The 17663-nt window shown below is 69.9% G+C and carries 18 protein-coding genes; 5 read left to right on the top strand and 13 right to left on the bottom strand.

Features of this window, described 5'->3' with window-relative positions; all coding sequences use genetic code 11:
* Window positions 1–30 precede the first annotated feature (30 nt).
* Genes JW364_RS04775 through JW364_RS04765 form a run of 3 tightly spaced genes read right to left on the bottom strand, consistent with a single transcriptional unit; the run spans window position 31 to window position 2474 of the window.
* Complete coding sequence (locus JW364_RS04775) at window positions 31–810, bottom strand: TIGR00730 family Rossman fold protein (RefSeq protein ID WP_058252572.1); 780 nt, start codon at window positions 808–810, stop codon at window positions 31–33.
* Between the two features lie 46 nt (window positions 811–856).
* A complete protein-coding gene (gene dapE, locus JW364_RS04770; protein ID WP_205334085.1) occupies window positions 857–1954 on the bottom strand; it encodes a succinyl-diaminopimelate desuccinylase in 1098 nt (365 codons plus the stop codon).
* Between the two features lie 4 nt (window positions 1955–1958).
* Window positions 1959–2474 (bottom strand): DM13 domain-containing protein, encoded by a 516-nt coding sequence (locus JW364_RS04765; RefSeq protein WP_205334089.1) that lies wholly within the window; start codon window positions 2472–2474, stop codon window positions 1959–1961.
* Window positions 2475–2652: 178 nt separating this feature from the next.
* Between JW364_RS04765 and dapD the strand changes: the two genes are divergently transcribed.
* Window positions 2653–3618, top strand: coding sequence for a 2,3,4,5-tetrahydropyridine-2,6-dicarboxylate N-succinyltransferase (dapD, locus tag JW364_RS04760; protein WP_205334084.1), 966 nt, complete (start codon window positions 2653–2655; stop codon window positions 3616–3618).
* Between the two features lie 48 nt (window positions 3619–3666).
* A complete protein-coding gene (locus tag JW364_RS04755; RefSeq protein WP_058252529.1) occupies window positions 3667–3909 on the top strand; it encodes a DUF3072 domain-containing protein in 243 nt (80 codons plus the stop codon).
* A gap of 12 nt (window positions 3910–3921) precedes the next feature.
* On the opposite strand, the gene dapC is transcribed toward JW364_RS04755, so the two are convergent.
* Both dapC and fdxA read right to left on the bottom strand, forming a co-directional pair.
* Complete coding sequence (gene dapC / locus JW364_RS04750) at window positions 3922–5064, bottom strand: succinyldiaminopimelate transaminase (protein WP_068972058.1); 1143 nt, start codon at window positions 5062–5064, stop codon at window positions 3922–3924.
* 10 nt (window positions 5065–5074) lie between these two features.
* Window positions 5075–5404, bottom strand: a complete 330-nt coding sequence (gene fdxA, locus JW364_RS04745; RefSeq protein ID WP_058252527.1) for a ferredoxin — start codon at window positions 5402–5404, stop codon at window positions 5075–5077.
* Window positions 5405–5845: 441 nt separating this feature from the next.
* On the opposite strand from fdxA, the gene JW364_RS04740 reads away from it, so the two are divergent.
* Both JW364_RS04740 and JW364_RS04735 read left to right on the top strand, forming a co-directional pair.
* Window positions 5846–6499 (top strand): cysteine dioxygenase family protein, encoded by a 654-nt coding sequence (locus JW364_RS04740; protein WP_068972065.1) that lies wholly within the window; start codon window positions 5846–5848, stop codon window positions 6497–6499.
* Window positions 6496–6870, top strand: a complete 375-nt coding sequence (locus JW364_RS04735) for a rhodanese-like domain-containing protein (RefSeq protein WP_068972057.1) — start codon at window positions 6496–6498, stop codon at window positions 6868–6870. Before JW364_RS04740 ends, JW364_RS04735 begins: the two co-directional genes overlap by 4 nt.
* Window positions 6871–7116: 246 nt before the next feature.
* Here JW364_RS04735 and cofG read toward each other — a convergent pair whose 3' ends face one another.
* From cofG to typA, 7 genes are all read right to left on the bottom strand, one after another.
* Window positions 7117–8364 carry a 7,8-didemethyl-8-hydroxy-5-deazariboflavin synthase CofG gene (gene cofG / locus JW364_RS04730; RefSeq protein ID WP_068970765.1) on the bottom strand — a complete coding sequence of 416 codons (1248 nt, stop codon included), beginning with the start codon at window positions 8362–8364 and terminating at the stop codon, window positions 7117–7119.
* Complete coding sequence (locus tag JW364_RS04725) at window positions 8361–9863, bottom strand: NAD(P)/FAD-dependent oxidoreductase (protein WP_139115481.1); 1503 nt, start codon at window positions 9861–9863, stop codon at window positions 8361–8363. The genes cofG and JW364_RS04725 overlap by 4 nt, the downstream gene beginning before the upstream one ends.
* Before the next feature lie 53 nt (window positions 9864–9916).
* Window positions 9917–11056: an FO synthase gene (locus JW364_RS04720; RefSeq protein ID WP_068970766.1), complete on the bottom strand. Its 1140-nt coding sequence runs from the start codon at window positions 11054–11056 to the stop codon at window positions 9917–9919.
* A 60-nt stretch (window positions 11057–11116) separates the two neighbouring features.
* A complete protein-coding gene (locus JW364_RS04715) occupies window positions 11117–11515 on the bottom strand; it encodes a facilitated glucose transporter (protein WP_068970767.1) in 399 nt (132 codons plus the stop codon).
* Window positions 11516–11519: 4 nt separating this feature from the next.
* Window positions 11520–12410: an N-acetyl-1-D-myo-inositol-2-amino-2-deoxy-alpha-D-glucopyranoside deacetylase gene (gene mshB, locus JW364_RS04710; protein ID WP_068970768.1), complete on the bottom strand. Its 891-nt coding sequence runs from the start codon at window positions 12408–12410 to the stop codon at window positions 11520–11522.
* Complete coding sequence (locus JW364_RS04705) at window positions 12407–14380, bottom strand: ABC transporter family substrate-binding protein (RefSeq protein WP_068970772.1); 1974 nt, start codon at window positions 14378–14380, stop codon at window positions 12407–12409. Before JW364_RS04705 ends, mshB begins: the two co-directional genes overlap by 4 nt.
* Before the next feature lie 69 nt (window positions 14381–14449).
* Entirely contained in the window at window positions 14450–16360 is a 1911-nt protein-coding gene (typA, locus tag JW364_RS04700; RefSeq protein ID WP_058252521.1) for a translational GTPase TypA, read from the bottom strand.
* Between the two features lie 209 nt (window positions 16361–16569).
* Here typA and JW364_RS04695 point away from each other — a divergent pair, with 209 nt between their 5' ends.
* On the top strand, window positions 16570–16746 hold the full coding sequence (locus JW364_RS04695) for a hypothetical protein (RefSeq protein ID WP_091344396.1): 177 nt from the start codon (window positions 16570–16572) through the stop codon (window positions 16744–16746).
* Between the two features lie 7 nt (window positions 16747–16753).
* On the opposite strand, the gene JW364_RS04690 is transcribed toward JW364_RS04695, so the two are convergent.
* On the bottom strand, window positions 16754–17602 hold the full coding sequence (locus JW364_RS04690; protein ID WP_068970773.1) for a DMT family transporter: 849 nt from the start codon (window positions 17600–17602) through the stop codon (window positions 16754–16756).
* Window positions 17603–17663: the final 61 nt, after the last annotated feature.

The following is a 17663-nucleotide window of genomic DNA, read 5'->3' as shown; positions in this document are numbered from 1 at the left end:
CATCGTCTGCCGGGAAGGTCATATCGACCCTCAGGGTGTCGCGGCCTCGATCGCGGCGACCACGTCGTCGGGATCGTCGACGACGGTGAGCAGGTCCAGATCCTCGGGCGAGATCATCCCGCGCGCGGCGAGGACGTCGCGCATCCAGTCCAGCAGGCCGCCCCAGAAGTCGCTGCCCACCAGCACGATCGGGAACCGGACCACCTTCTTGGTCTGCACCAGGGTCAGCGCCTCGAAGAGTTCGTCGAGGGTGCCCATCCCGCCGGGGAGACAGACGAACGCCTGCGCGTACTTCACGAACATCGTCTTGCGCACGAAGAAGTATCGAAAGTTCATGCCGAGATCGACCCAAGGGTTGAGACCCTGCTCGAAGGGCAGCTCGATGTTGAGTCCGATCGACTGCGCCCCGGCCTGATGGGCCCCCTGGTTGGCGGCTTCCATCGCACCGGGTCCGCCACCGGTGATGACCGCGTAACCGGCCTCGCCCAGCGCTCGGCCCACGCGGACACCGAGCGCGTATTCCGGCGACTCCGGATGCAGTCGCGCCGAGCCGAAGACGGTCACGGCCTCGGCGACCTCGCTCATCGCATCGAACCCGGCGACGAACTCGGACTGGATGCGCAGGACCCGCCAGGAGTCGCGCATGGTTCGTTCGGAACGACGCGTGGCGTCGCGCGGGTCGACCCATTCCAGCAGGCGGCGGTCCGTGGTCTTGCCGCGCTGGTCCCGCCGAATCCGGATCGGGCCGACGTAGCAGGTGTCGGGGTTCGTTCCGTCTTCGACGGGTTCCGGCTCGGGCGTGGTCGACATGGCGGTCACGCTAGCAGCGCCGTCCGGCTCCGCCGGTCTCGCGAGGTCAGGACAGGTAGGTGCGCAGTAGGTCGGTCACCGCGCGGATCTGCTCCACCGGCACCCGTTCGTCGACGCGATGCGCGAGATTGGGATCGCCGGGGCCCAGGTTCACTGCGGGGATGCCCAGCGCCGAGAACCGCGACACGTCGGTCCAGCCGTACTTCGCGCGGAAGCGTCCGCCTGCGGCCGCCACAAGGGCCGCGGCGGCCGGGTGCCCCAGTCCGGGCAGGGCGCCGGCCGCGGAATCGGTGACCTCCAGCCCGATGGTGCCGTCGGCCAGGTCGGCGGCGAACACCTCGCGGACGTGGTCCAGCGCCTGGTCGATCGAACGGTCCGGCGCGAAGCGGAAATTGACGTCGACATGCGCGGCGTCGGGGATCACGTTGCCGGCCACCCCGCCGCCGACCGCGACCGCCGACAGGCCCTCGCGGTACTCGCAGCCGTCGATGTCGACCCGACGGGCCTCGTACCCCGCCAGCGTGGTCAGGACACCGCCGAGCTTGTGAATGGCGTTGTCGCCCATCCAGGATCGGGCCGAGTGCGCTCGGGTTCCCGTCGTCGACAACCGAACCCGCAGCGTCCCCTGGCATCCGGCTTCGATGAGCCCCGCGGTCGGCTCGCCGAGGATCGCCACGTCACCGGCGAGCCACTCGGGGAGTTCGCGTTCGATGTCGTTCAGGCCGTTGAACTCCGCGGCGATCTCCTCGCAGTCGTAGAAGATCAGCGTGAGATCCGAGGCGGGTTCCGGCAGGGTCGCCGCGAGGTGGAGGAACACCGCGTCACCGGATTTCATGTCGACGGTGCCGCATCCGTGCAGGACGTCGCCCTCCTCCGAATCCGTCTCGCGGCGGTGTGGGAGGTTGCCGGCGACCGGCACGGTGTCGAGGTGCCCGGCGAGGATGACGCGCTGGGCGTGCCCCCGGTCGGTCCGTGCGAGGACCCGGTTGCCATGGCGGAGGATCTCGAATCCGCTCGTCTGCGCGCGCAGGGCGGCCTCGACCGCGTCGGCGATTGCCGACTCGTTGCGCGACTCGCTCTCGATGTCGACGAGCGCGGCGGTCAGTTCGACGGGGTCGGCGGTCAGGTCGAGGTCGGTGCTCACTCCCTCACCGTAGTGAGCCCATCTCCGCGGCGCCGAAGGAGACGCTGAACTTCACGCACCAGAGGAACACCGACGGATAGTCGGCCAGCTCGACGTCGGCGGGGATCTCGTAGACCTGGTTGCCCTTGTTCCCCTTGATCATGCCGAGGTCGACGTGCGGGACGCCCGCGGCCGTACGCCACCCGGCGAACCCCTCGACCACGTCCCCTTGCGACAGCCACACGTGGACGTCGGGCCCGGTCGTCGTGTCCAGGTCCTCGATCGCCAGCACGCGTGAGCCGTCGGGCTGTTCGATGATCGAGACCGTTCCGGATGTCGAGTGCTCGTGGCTGATCAGGCTGCCGCGCGAGATGACCACCGGCCCGGCGGGCGGCGGCTGCCCCGGCGCCGACGTCGTGGGGGTGACCGCGACCGGGATCGCGTCGTCGACCTCGGTGTCGACGAAGATCAGCCACGGCTGGAAGACGACGGCCCCGACCGCCAGCGCCGCCACGAGCACGACGCCGACCCCGCCCACCACCCACGGCCAGCGGCGTCGGCGGCGCCGGGGCGGTACAGATGGCTGGGGATGACCGGTCATGCTGGCGACCCTACGAGCGGCGCACAGCGCGTGACCAGGTCTTTGGGCCGAATGGATGACGCCGGGGCACCGGTGGCGGGGCGGGGGCGCCGGTGTCGATCACCTAGACTCACCTGTCGTGACATCTACTGGCGCACACGCAACTGGCATCGCGACCGTGATCGACGGGGGTTCGACTCCCGGCGTCGTCCTCGACGTCTGGTTCCCCGAACCCGAACTCGACGGGGTCGAGACCGCGGAGACCGTGATCCTCGACGACGAGTCGACACCGGCCCACCTCCGTGATCTGGTGGGCGTCGACGAGGCCCGCGGGGTCAAGACCGTCGCGGTCCGCACCGGGATCGCCGACATCACCGCCGCCCCCATCGACGCCTACGACGTCTACCTCCGACTCCATCTGCTGTCGCATCGCCTCATCACCCCGCACGGCGCCAACCTCGAGGGCATCTTCGGGATGCTCACCAACGTGGTCTGGACCAATCACGGCCCGTGTGCGGTCGACAACTTCGAGTCGGTACGGGCGAAGCTGCGCGCCCGCGGACCGGTCACCGTCTACTCGATCGACAAGTTCCCGCGCATGGTCGACTACGTGGTGCCGGGCGGCGTACGGATCGGCGACGCCGACCGCATCCGCCTCGGTGCACACCTCGCGGCCGGCACCACCGTGATGCACGAGGGCTTCGTCAACTTCAACGCCGGCACCCTCGGGTCGTCGATGGTGGAGGGTCGCATCTCCGCGGGCGTCGTCGTCGGCGACGGCTCCGACATCGGCGGCGGCGCCTCGACGATGGGCACCCTGTCGGGCGGCGGCAAGGAGATCATCGCGCTGGGCAAGCGCTGCCTCCTCGGCGCGAACTCCGGCTGCGGCATCCCGCTGGGTGACGACTGCGTCATCGAGGCCGGCCTCTATGTCACCGCCGGCACCAAGGTCACCGGACCCGACGGCACGCAGATCAAGGCGCGCGACCTGTCCGGCCAGTCCAACCTGCTGTTCCGTCGCAACAGCCTGACCGGCGCGGTCGAGGTCGTGCCGTGGAAGGGCGACGGCATCGCCCTCAACGAGGCGCTGCACAAGAACGACTGACACCGGGGCTCACTGGCCGGATTCGTGATCCCGACGTATGGTGGGCCCATGAGCACATCGAACAATCGTTCGACGAACGATATCGACGACGTCCTCGGCGCGGGCGCCGGAAACTCCACCGAGAAGGACCCGGACGACTGGGTGACCGGCGACGAGCCGATGACCGGCGCGCAGCGGAGCTATCTCGACACCCTCGCACGGGAGGCCGGCGAGACCCTCTCGGCCGACCTCACGAAAGCCGAGGCGTCCGAGGAGATCGACCGCCTGCAACAGAAGAGCGGTCGCGGCTGAGCAGGGCCGGTGTCAGGCCGTCAGACGAGCGACGGCCGCACCGATCCGCTCATCGGTGGCGGTGAGCGCCATCCGAACGTGGCGCTCACCCGCCGGACCGTAGAAATCGCCTGGAGCACAGAGGATTCCGCGGTCGGCGAGCCAGGCGACGGTCTCCCGGCACGGTTCGTCCCGGGTGGCCCAGAGATACAGGCCCGCCTCGGAGTGGTCGACCCGGAAGCCCGCACCCTCGACAGCCGCTTTCAGCAGCCGACGACGCGCGGCATAACGCTCGCGCTGCTCATGGACGTGTGCATCGTCTGCCAGTGCGGCGGTCATCGCTCCCTGGACGGGGAACGGCACGATGAGTCCGGCGTGCTTGCGGACCGCGAGCAATTCGGCGATCAGTTCGGTGTCGCCGGCGAAGAATCCGGCGCGATACGACGCCAGGTTCGAGATCTTGGACAGTGAGTGGACCGCGAGCAGTCCGGTGTGGTCGCCGTCGCAGACCCTCGGGTCGAGGATCGACAGCGGCTCGCCCTCCCAACTCAGACCGAGATAACACTCGTCGGACACGACGACGGTCCCCCGCTCGCGTGCCCATCCGACGACCTTGCGGAGATGATCGAGGCCGAGGACCTTGCCGGTCGGATTCGACGGCGAGTTGATGAACATCAGCGCCGGGTTCATCGGTCCCAGCGCGACGGTCGAATCAGCCCGCACCGCCCGCGCACCGGCGAGCAGGGCGCTCACCTCATAGGTCGGGTAGGCGACCTCGGGGATGACCACGTCGTCGCCGGGTCCGAGCCCGAAGGTCGAGGCCAAGCCGGCGATCGCCTCCTTGGTACCGATGACCGGCAGGATTCCCGTCTCGTCGAGCGACGTGACCCCGTGGCGTCGGATCAGCGACTCCGCGGCCGCCTCCCGCAACTCGCGGGTCCCGATCGTCGTCGGGTAGCCCGGGAACGCCGAGTTCTCGGCGAGTGCGTCGCGGATGAGTGCGGGCACCGGGTCGACGGGCGTCCCGACCGACAGGTCGACGATGCCGTCGGCGTGGGCCTGAGCCGTCGCCTTCGCATCGGCGATCGTGTCCCACGGGAAGTCGGGCAGACGCCCGCTGACGCGGGTCGAGGAGACGCGCAGGGGCGCAGCCGTACGGGAGACAGGACTGCTCATGCGGAGGCGGTCAGTCCTCTTCGTTCATCGGCGGGAGGCCCTTGATGAACGCCGGATCGGCCTCGGTCTTGCCGACCTTGCTGGCGCCGCCCGGGGAGCCGAGGTCGTCGAAGAAGTCGGCGTTCGCGCTGACGTAGGGCTCCCATTCGTCGGGAACATCATCCTCGTAGAAGATCGCCTCGACCGGGCACACCGGCTCACACGCACCACAGTCGACGCACTCATCCGGCTGGATGTAGAGCATGCGTCCACCCTCGTAGATGCAGTCGACGGGGCACTCCTCCACGCAAGCCTTGTCCAACACGTCGACGCAAGGCTCCGCGATGATGTAGGTCACCACTCACTCCTTCGCTAGGGAAGATCCGGGTCGGCGCGACGAGAAACGCAGTTCGGCGTCGAACGGCACTCCGGCGTCGGCGCCGGTGCGGCCCGAGGGCTGGTCGAACCGCACCCCACAGTATCCGCCCCGGGAGACGCTGCGACGAAATCGACCCCCGTCCAGAGGCGCCCGAATCCGGGTTTGAGTAACGAGGATCACATCGCCGACCGCGAGACGCCGCTCCGGGTTTCGTTCAGCGTGCCGCCAAACCTCGACGCCGCGACGATCCGCGTGCAGAGTCGGGCGCATGATCGTCGTCGACGAATCCGTCCTCACCGGACACCGACCCACGGGCGCGTGTGCCCGGGTGCCGCACCGACCCACCGCGCGGTCGATGTCGATGTGCTGTTGCTGAACCGATCGGCCTCACCACATCCTCTTCGACTCTCGCAAGGATTCGCCATGACCTCCACCCTCGCCCGCACCGAACGGGCGCCTCAGTCCGCCATATCGTCTCTTTCCTCCGCTCGGAATCGTGCTCGGACGTCTTCGCCGCTGCGCGAGCGTCCGGGTACCGCCGCCCCGCGCGCCCTTGGTCACCTGCCGACGCGGCTCCGGCCCGCCGACCTGCTCCGCATCACCGACCAGGGCGTCGCAGACGTCCTCGACGGTCGCCACGACGACCTGCTCCCGGAGGTCTGGGACGAACGGCATCGCTGGTCGACGCGCCTGCACGCCGACGACGACGTCGACGTGTGGCTGATCAGCTGGACGCCGGGCGAGGCCACCGAACTGCACGACCACGCCGGTTCGCTCGGAGCCCTGACGGTGTTGTCGGGCAGCTTGCGCGAGTACCACTGGACGGGAGACGATCTGGCGGTGCGCATCCTCGACGCCGGCGACCAGGCCGCCTTCCCTCTCGGGTGGGTGCACGACGTCGTGCGGAACCCGGTCGTCGCCGCACCGGAGATCGGTGCGGAGACCAGCCCGCTGGTGACCCCGACGCTCAGCGTGCACGCCTACTCACCGCCGCTGACCGCGATGTCCTACTACGACATCTCCGAGGGCGGCCACCTGCGCCGCAACCGGACCGTCCTCACCGACCAGCCCGAATGAGCACTCCCCGCACCATCGACGACGTACTCGCCGACGCAAGGTCGCGGATCGCGCGGGTCGAGGCTGCGGACGTCCCCGCCGAGCTGGCCGACGGGGCGGTTCTGGTCGACATCCGTCCCGCGGCGCAGCGCGCGGAGGAGGGCGAGGCCCCCGGAGCCCTCGTCATCGAACGGAATGTCCTCGAATGGCGATGCGACCCGGCGAGCGACGCCCGCATCGACCAGGCCGTCGACCATGACGTCCGCTGGATCATCCTGTGCTCCCAGGGTTATACGTCGAGCCTCGCCGCCGCGGCGCTGCAGGATCTCGGATTACATCGCGCCACCGACGTCGTCGGCGGATACGAAGCGCTCGCACCCGTTCTCGGCTGACCCTTCGATCGCACGTCGGTGTCTGCGGCCTGGCGGCCGTCGTGGACTACGAAAGAACTCGCCGTGCTCGGCGCGAGCCCAATCACTGCTCCTTGAGGAGGCCGGAGCTTGCGGAGGCCGTCACGAAGGGTCCTGGTGAGTCGGGTTGCGAAGACCCTTCGTGACGCGCCCTCCGCAAGCTCCGGGCGCTCCTCAGGGAGCAGGGGGCGGGACTCCGCACGCAACCTCGAGGGCGCAGAGTGATTCTCAAGCGACGGCGGGCCACGGACGCGGGGCCGGGCGGGTGTCGACGGCGAGGCCGGTCACCGGGTCGGCGAGCGCGGCGACGTGCTGGGTCAGTGCCGGGTCGATCCAGTCGGCACCGTTCAGCACATACGGCGGCTGCGCGGTGATGCGTTCGGTGAGAACGAAATCCGACTCCGCGGTGCGGGCGGCCAGGGCGTCGAGGTGAGGCCACGGGCGTTCCGGGTTGACGTGATCGGGAGTCAGCGGCGACACCCCACCCCAGTCGTCGACGCCGGAGGCGATCAGCGCGGCACATTCGGCGGGCGACACCAGGTTCGGGGGCGCCTGGATCCGCATGTGTGGGCCGAGGACGACCCGGGCGACCGCGACGGCGGCGAGGAACTCGGTCATCTCCGCGTCGGGGGTGGAGCGCATCGCGGTGTCCGGCTTCGCCCGGAAGTTCTGCACGATCACCTCCTGGATGTGCCCGCCTCGGGCGTGCACATCCGCGAGAGCCAGCAGCGATTCGGCCCGCTCGGTGAGTGATTCGCCGATCCCGACCAGAATCCCGGTGGTGAACGGGACACGAGCGGTGCCCGCGTCACGCAGCACCTGCATGCGGACCAGCGGGTCCTTGTCGGGACTTCCGTAGTGTGCCTGGCCTTTCTCGGTGAACAGGCGACGCGACGTCGTCTCCAGCATCATGCCCATCGACGGTGCGACCGGGCGCAGACGGAGCAGTTCCTCGAGGCTCATCACCCCGGGGTTGAGGTGCGGCAGCAGACCTGTCTCCGACAACACGGCGACCGCGGCGGCACGAACGTAGTCCAGCGTCGAGGAGTAACCCCGTTCGGCCAGCCATTCGCCGGCCTGCGGCCACCTGTCCTCGGGGCGGTCACCCAGCGTGAAAAGCGCCTCCTTGCAGCCGAGTTCGGCACCGCGGCGCGCGAGGTCGACGACCTCGTCGAGTTCCAGATAGAGCCCCTCCCCCGCGCGGGCGAGTTTTCCGGGGACCGTGACGAAGGTGCAGTAGTGGCACCGGTCGCGGCACAGGCGCGTCAGCGGGATGAACACCTTGCGGGAGTAGGTGATCTGCCGGGACCGGCCGACCGCGGCCAGCCCCTCGTCTCGGAGCGCCCCGGCGATCGATTGCAGTTCGACCAGGTCGTCTCCTGCGCAGGACAGGAGCGTCACGGCCTCGTCGAGACCGATCGGCGCCCGGTCGCGCGCGGCGTCCAGGGCCGCGCGGACGGTCAACTTCTCGGTCATTCCTCACCCTCCTCAGGTGTTCCGGTGCCGGCGTCGGGACGGGGTTCGTACGGTTCGGGGTCGAAGGTGCCGTTGCGTTCGCGGAACGACGCCGCGGTGCCCGGCCACAACAGGGTCAGGCGACCGCTGTCGGGGTCGACATACCAACTCTCACAACCGGTCAGCCACACCGTCGACTCGCTGCGAGCGTCGATCTCCCGCGTGTATTCGTCTTCGGCGGCAGGCGAGACCGCCAGCGTCGTGATCCCGTTGCCGGCCATGTACTCCAGCGCGCCCAGGACGTAGTCGAGTTGCGTCTCGATCATGTAGATCGCCGAGTTGTGGCCGAGCGCCGCGTTGGGCCCGTCGAGGACGAACATGTTCGGGAATCCGCTGACCACGGTCGAGGCATAGGACGTCATGCCCGCCGACCAGTGGTCGGACAGCCGCCGACCGGCACGACCGGTGATGCGCGATGCGGCGGGCGGGCGTGCGGATTCGAAACCGGTTGCCATCACCAGGACGTCGAGATCGTAGGTGTGACCACTGTGCGCGGTGGCCTTGGTCTCGGCGACCGACGTCAGAGCACTCGACTCGAACACCACGTTGGAGCGTTGTAGCGCCGGATAGAAGTCGTCGCTGAGCAGGATTCTCTTGCAACCGATCTCGTAGTCGGGGGTCAGCTGTTCACGGAGGTCGGCATCGGCCACCTGCCCGTGGAGGTGATCCCGTGCACGGGAACGGATCTCGTCGATGTCCGGATGCAACCCGAGCCGCTGCCGAAACGCCCCGTCGGCTTCGGTGAGCAGTCGGTCGCGCACCTCCGCCGCGACGACGGGGTCGAGCATGGCGGCCCGCTCGTCGTCGGTGTAGAGCCGGTCCGCGCGCGGCACGACATACGGTGGCGTGCGGCAGAACACGACGAGATCGTCCGCGGCGTCGGCGAGATGCGGGATGAGCTGCACCGCCGACGCACCGGTTCCGACGATCCCGACCCGCGCAGCCGCAACGTTGACGTCGTCGTGCCAGGCGGCCGTGTGGACGACCTGTCCCGGGAAGGTGTCGAGTCCGTCGATGTCGGGGATGCGCGCCTCCGACAACCGTCCGACCGCAAGCACCAGCGAGCGAGCGCGGAAGGTGACGGCCCGGCCGTCCGGCGCCGCCGCCGTGATCACCCAGTGCGCCCCCTGCTCGTCCCAGACCGCTTCGCGGAGTTCGCGATTGAGCTCGATGCGGTCGGCGAGTCGTTCGTCGACGACGATCTGTTCGAGATAGCTGCGGATCTCGGCGCCACGAGGGAACCGCGCCGACCAGTCGGCCGGCGGCCGGAACGAGAACGAGTACAGATGGGCGGGGATGTCGCAGGCGATGCCGGGATAGGTGTTGTCGCGCCACGTGCCCCCCACGCCGTCGGCGCGTTCGAGCACGACGAAGGACTCCCGCCCGCGGCGCGCGAGCTGCGTCGCCATCCCGAGCCCGGCGAAGCCCGCGCCGATGATGGCGACATCCACGTCGTCCATCGTCAGCGCGCGCTGCTGCGCTCCGGCCGCCCGCCCGGAAGACATGCTCCGGCTCACGCGGACACCTGTGGCAGCGGGAGTTGCCGGTCGGGCTCCGGCACCCCGTAGCGGGTGGTGCGCTGGCGCGGCCTCCGTCCGGCTCGCGCCGCGATGTCGACGACAGCCGCGGCGTCGAGGACACGACCTGACTCCGGTCCCGCGCCCGGCATCAGGGTGCCGTCGAGCAACAGCCCACCCAGATCATCTGCCCCGCCGCGCAACACCAGATCGACGGTGGCCGCGGGCAGTTTGGTCCACGCCACCTGCAGATGGTCGAGGAGGCCTGCGGTCATGAGGCGGGCGACGGCGTGCAACGCGCGGGTCTCCCGCTCCGACGCGGTCCGCGAGGCGGTGTCCGCCAGGTGGGGCGGCACGTTCTCGGGAAGCAGCGGCATCAGGATCAGTTCGCTGAAACCGCCCGTGCGACGCTGGATCTCGAGTAGCAGTCGAAGATGGGCGATCTGGTGTGCGGGCGTCTCGACGTGCCCGTAGAGCATCGTCGCGGTGGAGAAGAGACCCACGCGGTGGGCGGTCTCGATGACGTCGACCCAGCTGCCGACCGGCGGCGCCGTGCCGGTGGGTGAGAGTGTCGCGCGAACGGTGTCGTCGAGGATCTGGGCGGCGGTCCCCGGCACCGACCCCAGGCCCGCCGACCGCAGCCGCTCGAGGTGTTCGACGATCGTGATCCCGGCACGCTCGGCGCCGTCGACGATCTCCGGGGCCCGATAGGCGTGCAGGTGGAGCCCGTCGGCGGCACCCGTGATGTCCTCCACGAGCCGGACGTATCCGTCGGCCGGCAGTTCGGCGGGCAGGGGTCCCTGCATGCAGATCTCGGTCGCGCCGAGTGCGACCGCCTCGGCGACCAGTTCGTCGAGACCCGGGTCGTCGGGTCCGAGCCGGCTGACGACCCCGGTGTCGAAGTTGCGGTTGACCACGAAGGTCAACACCTCCGGGTCGGTCACCTGCCGACGGACGGTGTCGGCCAGATCGCACAATTCGTCGAGCTGCGCACCCGAGGCACCCAGGAGTGCGACCCAGCCGTCATCGTCGAGGGCGTCGGCCCCGAGAGTCGGGTCGTCACGGACACGGCTCAGTGCGGCCGTGACGCGCTCGATCGGGGCCATGATGTCTTCGGCCCACGCGCGCAGAAGCATGTCTCTCACTCTAACGCCGCCCGTCGCGGCACAACGCGGAGCGCCCCTGCGGAGCGGTGGTCAGTCGGGTTCGGGCAGCCGCCCCGTCCAGCCCAGCGCGGCGCACGGCCCGACACCGAGGACGACGAGCAACAAGGTCTGTACGAGGTAACCACTGCTGATCGAGAGCACGACGTCCCCGCCCGGGCCGGGGAGCCCACCGGCGATCACGACGACGAGCCCCCACGCGGCGAGGGGCCCGTACCGCCACGGGGTCGCGGTGAGGCCGGCCGCGAGCCAGAGCAGGACCGCATTGACCACGCCGGCGACGAGTGCCGCGACGGGCAGGGCGACGCCGCCGAAGCGCTGATAGGTGAACGCAACACTCAGGAGCCCGATCGCGAACCCGTCGACGACGAGGAACCCCAGGAGCAGTCGGTCGAGGACGGAACCCGATACGGGCCGAACAAAGCGGGCCATCGAGTCAGTCGATCCCGGCGAACAGGTCCGACTCGCGCGTGTCCGTGGCACCGAGGGACTCGTGACGCTCTGGTTCGGTGAGGATGAAATGCTCGGCGCGGGCGATCGGCTGCAGGATGTTGTTCGACAGCGCGTATTCGGTTCCGGACGCCGCAACGGTCACCTGTGTGGCGTGGGCGGCCAGGGCGGCCACCTTTTGTGGGAGGTACGCGCTGATGTCGATCTCGGTGGTGATGTCGGCGTCGGGATAGCTCGGCAGCTCACCGTCGCGGGGCATCCGCCAGCCGTCGGGTACCGCGGCCACGCCGGCGAGCCCGGAGTCCAGTGCGCTGCGTTCGGTCACCGATTCGTAGATCTTGGTCGGGCCCGGACCGGCTTCCCGGGCGCGGGCGACCGCGGCCGTCGTGACCTCGTGCACCAGTTTGTGGTCGGGATGGCCGTACGTACCAGAGGCGTCGTAGCTGACGACCACCTGGGGTGCGAAGTCGGTGAGCACGTCGACCAACGCTCCGACGGGCTCGTCGAACGGTGCCCGCACGAGTGCGCGCGGGTGGTTCGCGGACGGCGCGCCGGCCATCCCGGAGTCCCGCCATCGGCCCGCACCGCCGAGGAATCGCGGCCGCAACGCGGGTCGGCCGGCGGGACTGAGCTCGGCCAGTGCCCGCGTGAGTTCGAGGACCCGGAAACCGCCGAGCTGGTCGGCGCCGCCGTCGGCGACCAGCTGCGCCCACTCGTCGCCGATCACCTCGCCCTCCTCCCCGAGCGTGAAGGTCAGCACCCGCACGTCGACGCCCTCGGCGAGATACCGGGCGATGGTGCCGCCGGTCATGATCGTCTCGTCGTCGGGATGAGCGTGGACGAGCAGCAGCCGGCGATCCGCCGGAACACCGGTCACGTCAGCTCCCAATCGACCGCGGTCCCGAAGATCGAGACCTGGATGGGTCCGGTGAGCGGGACGTCGCGCACCGCGGACGTAGTTCCCACGACCATCGAGTCCTGGTACAGCGGCCGGTAGATCGCCTGCGCGGCGAGGAGCGGCTCGGCCTCGTTCAGCGTCGGGATCGGGTCGTCCTCGGAGAGTGCGGTGCGCGCGAGCTCGATGAGCCGCGGGTCACACAACCCGGACACGTTGCTGGCATAGCTGTCCCCGGGATCGCCACCGCTCGGCGCGATGCTGGTGGGCGTCGGCGGCGTCGCGGGCGACGGTTCGGTACCGGGCTTGGGCTGGTTGCAGTCGACCTGAGACGCGAGCGACGACGCCGGCGGCACGCCGAGCCCCGACCACCCGACGACCAGGTCGACGCGCTGGTTGGTGAGCGCCGACCCGTACAGCTCGCTGTTGGGCAGCGTCACGACCTGAGCGCGCACCCCTGCACCTCGGAGCTGGTCGACGATGCTCGACGCGGCCGACGTGGTCCGCGGATCGCCGGCGACCGCACCGACACGGACGATGAGGTCCTGCCCGTCGCGCTGGAACGGCAGGATTCCCTCGGGCAGTTCCGGTACCTCGACCAGACCCTCGATCGGGGTCTCGCTCATCCCGGGCGTCGCCGAGCCGCCGGCGGACGGCGCCTCGGACGCGGGCGTGGACCCGGACGGGGACGACGGCGACACCGAGGAGGGCTCCGACGACGACGCCGACGGCACCGGGGATGCCGAGCCGACGGGCTCGGGCGCGGCGCGGCGGTAACCGGCGGCGCCGAGCAGGGCGTCGACCTCGGCCGGTCCGAGGCGCGGGCGGTCGACCGGCGAATAGCCCGGATCCGACGGCGCGAAGACGGTGTTCGCGAACGGTTCGACGACCCAGTCGCCGGCACCGGCGAAGGTGGTCAGTCGCGGATCGACCAACCCGAGGATCGCGCGCCGGACCTCCACCGAGCTCATCGCGTCGGTGCGGGCGTTCACGCTGACACCGAGTGACCGCGACGTCAGGCTGCGGGCGGTCTCGAGACCGGGCAGCGCGGTCAGTTCCGCGTCGGTGGCCGGCGAGGCGCCGAGGGCCACGATGGCCGAGTCGCCGGATCGTACGGAGTCGAGCATCTGGGCCGACGTGCCGGCGCGGCGGAGGACGATCTGATCCAACCGGGGCGGGGTGACCCAGTACCGGTCGTTGCGGGCGAGGCGGACCTCGTCGCGGGTCTTGTCGATCCCCACGATCGCGTAGGGCCCGGCCGAGACCGGCTTGCCGGTGTCCATCCCGGTCTGGAAGCCCGCCGGCGCACCCTTGAGCACGTGACTGGGCAGCAATCCGGTGAACAGCTCTCGCCACGCGGGGTACGGCGACTCGAACCGCACCTCGACGACCTTGCCGCCCTCCCGGGACTGCACCGAGTCGATGAGCCGGTAGCCGGCCGGTGCCACGACGTTGGGCTGCCGGGACATCTGTTGCCACAGGAAGTTGAAGTCGTCGCCCGTCACCGGCAGGCCGTCGGACCACTGGGCGTCGGTGTGGATGCGGTAGGTCACGGTGAACGGCGCCCGCGACGTCACCTCCGCGGAGGTGACGAACGAGCGCTGCAGTTCCCACACCGTCCCGCCCGGGGTCTGGACCGGCGCGAACGCGCTGGGCAGCGTCATCGCCGCGACCGCCGTCGTCACCGGGTTCTGATCGGCGGCGATGTGCGGGTTGAAGCCCGATCCGACCGAGTCGGTGGCGATGTAGATCGTCTTCTCCACCGGGTACTCGGTCGGGGTCGGCGGTGGCCCGGTGTCGCGGACCGGGGGCGGCGGATCCGACATGCAGGCGGTGAGCACCACGAGCAGGGCGACGCTGCACGAGAGGATGCCGAGCAACCGCCCACGGACCCGGTTCGCGGCCTCGCGGCCCGGTCGTGGTCTCGCGCGATTCACCTCGGATACCCCCATGACGAAGAAGCTTCTCGGTCCGTCGGACGCGCCCGCCACCGTGATGCGGCGCCGGAGCGCCATCGACACTCAGCTGACGGCGGCATCCCGGGACTTGGCCCGCGAGCGCTCACGGGCGCGCGTCGTCGAGTCGAGGTGCACCTTACGCACTCGCACGACCTCCGGGGTGACCTCGACACACTCGTCCGCGGCGCAGAATTCCATGGCGCCCTCGAGGTCGAGTTGCATCGGCTTGGCGAGCGTCTCCATCACGTCGGCCGAGGACTGACGCATGTTGGTCAGCTTCTTCTCGCGGGTGACGTTGATGTCGAGATCCTCCTGGCGCGGGTTGATCCCCACGACGTGGCCCTCGTACGAGTCGTCGCCCGGGTTGACGAAGAACGTGCCGCGGTCGGCGAGCTGGATCATCGCGAACGGGGTGACCGTTCCCGACCGGTCGCTGACGAGCGAACCCGTGTGGCGGGCCCGGATCTCGCCCGCCCAGGCGTCGTAACCCTGGAACACCGCGTTGGCGATGCCGGTGCCGCGGGTCTCGGTGAGGAAGTCGGTACGGAACCCGATGAGGCCGCGCGAGGGCACGATGAACTCCATCCGGACCCAGCCGGTGCCGTGGTTGTTCATCTGCTCCATGCGGCCCTTGCGGGCGGCGAGCAACTGGGTGACCGCGCCGAGGTACTCCTCGGGCACGTCGACGGTCAGATGCTCGAACGGCTCCTGGACCTTGCCGTCCACCTTGCGGGTGACGACCTGCGGCTTGCCGACGGTCAGCTCGAAGCCCTCACGACGCATCTGCTCGACGAGGATGGCCAGGGCGAGCTCGCCGCGTCCCTGCACCTCCCAGGCGTCGGGCCGGCCGATGTCGAGCACGCGCAGCGACACGTTGCCGATCAGCTCGGTGTCCAGACGCTGCTTGACCATGCGGGCGGTCAGTTTGTGGCCCGAGACCCGGCCCGCCAGCGGCGACGAGTTGGTGCCGATGGTGACCGAGATCGCCGGCTCGTCGACGGTGATGCGCGGCAGCGGCTGCGGGTTCTCCAGGTCGGCGAGGGTGTCGCCGATCATGATCTCCGGCATACCGGCGACGGCCACGATGTCACCGGCCGATGCGGACTCGGCGGGCGCCCGGTCGACGCCGACGGTGGCGAGGAGCTCGGTGATCTTGGCGCGCTCGACGACGGCCTCACCGTCGACCTCGCGGCACCAGGACACCTGCTGACCCTTGCGGAGGGTCCCGTTGTGGATGCGGACGAGCGCCAGACGGCCGAGGAAGGCCGAGGCGTCGAGGTTGGTGACGTGTGCCTGCAGCGGGGCGTCCGGGTCACCCTTGGGCGCCGGGACGTGTTCGAGCAGGACGTCGAAGAAGGAGTCGAGGTTCTCCCCCGCCGGGATCTCGCCGTCGGCCGGCTGCTCGGTGCTGCAGACACCGGCGCGGCCCGAGGCGTAGAGCACCGGGAGCTCGAGGACGAGCTCGGCGGCCTTCGCGGCCTCCTCGTCCAGGTCGGAGGCGAGGTCGAGGAGCAGATCCTGCGTCTCGTCCACGACCTCCTGGATGCGGGCATCCGGACGATCGGTCTTGTTGACCACGACGATCACCGGCAGCTCGGCGGCCAGCGCCTTGCGGAGCACGAAGCGCGTCTGCGGCAGCGGGCCCTCGGAGGCGTCGACGAGCAGGACCACACCGTCGACCATCGACAGGCCGCGCTCGACCTCACCGCCGAAGTCGGCGTGGCCGGGGGTGTCGATGACGTTGATGACGACCTCGGTGCCGTCCGGCTGGCGCCGGTGGACCGCGGTGTTCTTGGCGAGGATGGTGATGCCCTTCTCACGTTCGAGGTCACCGGAGTCCATCACCCGGTCGACGACCTCGGCGCGCTCGCCGAAGACGCCGGACTGGCGCAGCATGGCGTCGACGAGTGTGGTCTTTCCGTGGTCGACGTGCGCGACGATCGCGACGTTGCGGAAGGTGGGGACAGCGCTCACTGGCTCTCTTTCGTGTGGTTGGGGACCGGCAGCGGCGGCCGGCGTCCGGGTCACTGCCGAACGTGGGGAACGTTCGCAGCCGAACGGCTCTGACCGGCGCGGGGAGCAGATCACCTAGGGATTCAACGTCACAGACTATCGGCTCGGGCGGTGAGACCGCGATCACAGCACCCACAAGAGTCGTAGTTAGGGTCTGCTAACCTCGCCGTATGGGCAAGGTCGACCCGACCAAGGTGGGCTCTCTGAAGCCCAAGAAGAAGTGTTGCAAGAGTTCGACGCGCTGTGTTCGCTGCCCGGTGGTCATCCACCGTATGCGCAAGCTCGACACCTCCGACATGTCGAAGAAAGAGCTGCACAAAGCACTGAAGAAGGCGCGCGCCGCCTGATTCCCGGTCACCCCGGCGGCATCTCCGCCGCACGATCGTCGGACCGGTTGTCGTCGTCGACCGATCGCACGGCGACGGCCACCGCGACGAGCGCGATCCCGACCGCTTCCAGGGGCCGCGGCACCTGCGCCAGCGCGAGCAACCCGATCGCCGACGCCGTCACCGGCAACAGCGCGAGCAGGATCGCGAACTTCGCCTGGCCGACCCGCCGCAGCACGATCTGGTCGAGTGCGTACGGCACCGCGGTCGAGGCGATGCCGAGTAGCAACCCCTGGGCCAGGACCACCGGCAACGCGGCCCCCGCGCGTACCGCGTCGGCCACCCACCACGCGAGCGGCGCGGTGAGCAACGCGGCCACCGCGAAACCGGTCGCCAGGTCCTCGACGCCCGTGCCTCGCGCCGCGACCCGTTTGCCCAGGACGATGTACCCCGCCCAGCAGGCGGCCGCGGTCAGCGCCAGGACGACGCCGATCGCCGTTCCCGACCATCGGACGTCCGCGATCAGGACCACGCCGACCGCCGCCAGGACGAGTGCGGCGACGTCGCGACGCGTCGCAGAACCCAACGCGGCCACCACGATCGGGCCCAGGAACTCCAGGGCGACGGTCGTGCCCAGGGGCAGGTGCGCGAGCGCCTCGTAGAAGGCGATGTTCATCCCGGCGGTGATCAGCCCGAAGCATCCGGCGAGGCGCAATCGCTCCCAGCGCCAGGCGCCGCGGGGTGGACGCACCCACAGGAGCAACACCAGCGCGGCCCCGGCGATCCGCAACCACGCGACGGCGGCCGGGGAGATGACGTCGAACAGGCCGACGGCGACGGCCGCGCCGAGATACATCGATGTCGCTCCGACGACCATCAGTCCCGGCGGGACCAGCACGTCTCGTCGTGTCACCGGCACGACGACCTCCTCGCCGGCC

Source organism: Gordonia sp. BP-119, assembly GCF_016924115.1.
Classification (GTDB): domain Bacteria; phylum Actinomycetota; class Actinomycetes; order Mycobacteriales; family Mycobacteriaceae; genus Gordonia; species Gordonia hongkongensis.
This window is presented reverse-complemented; position numbering and strand designations above follow the sequence as displayed.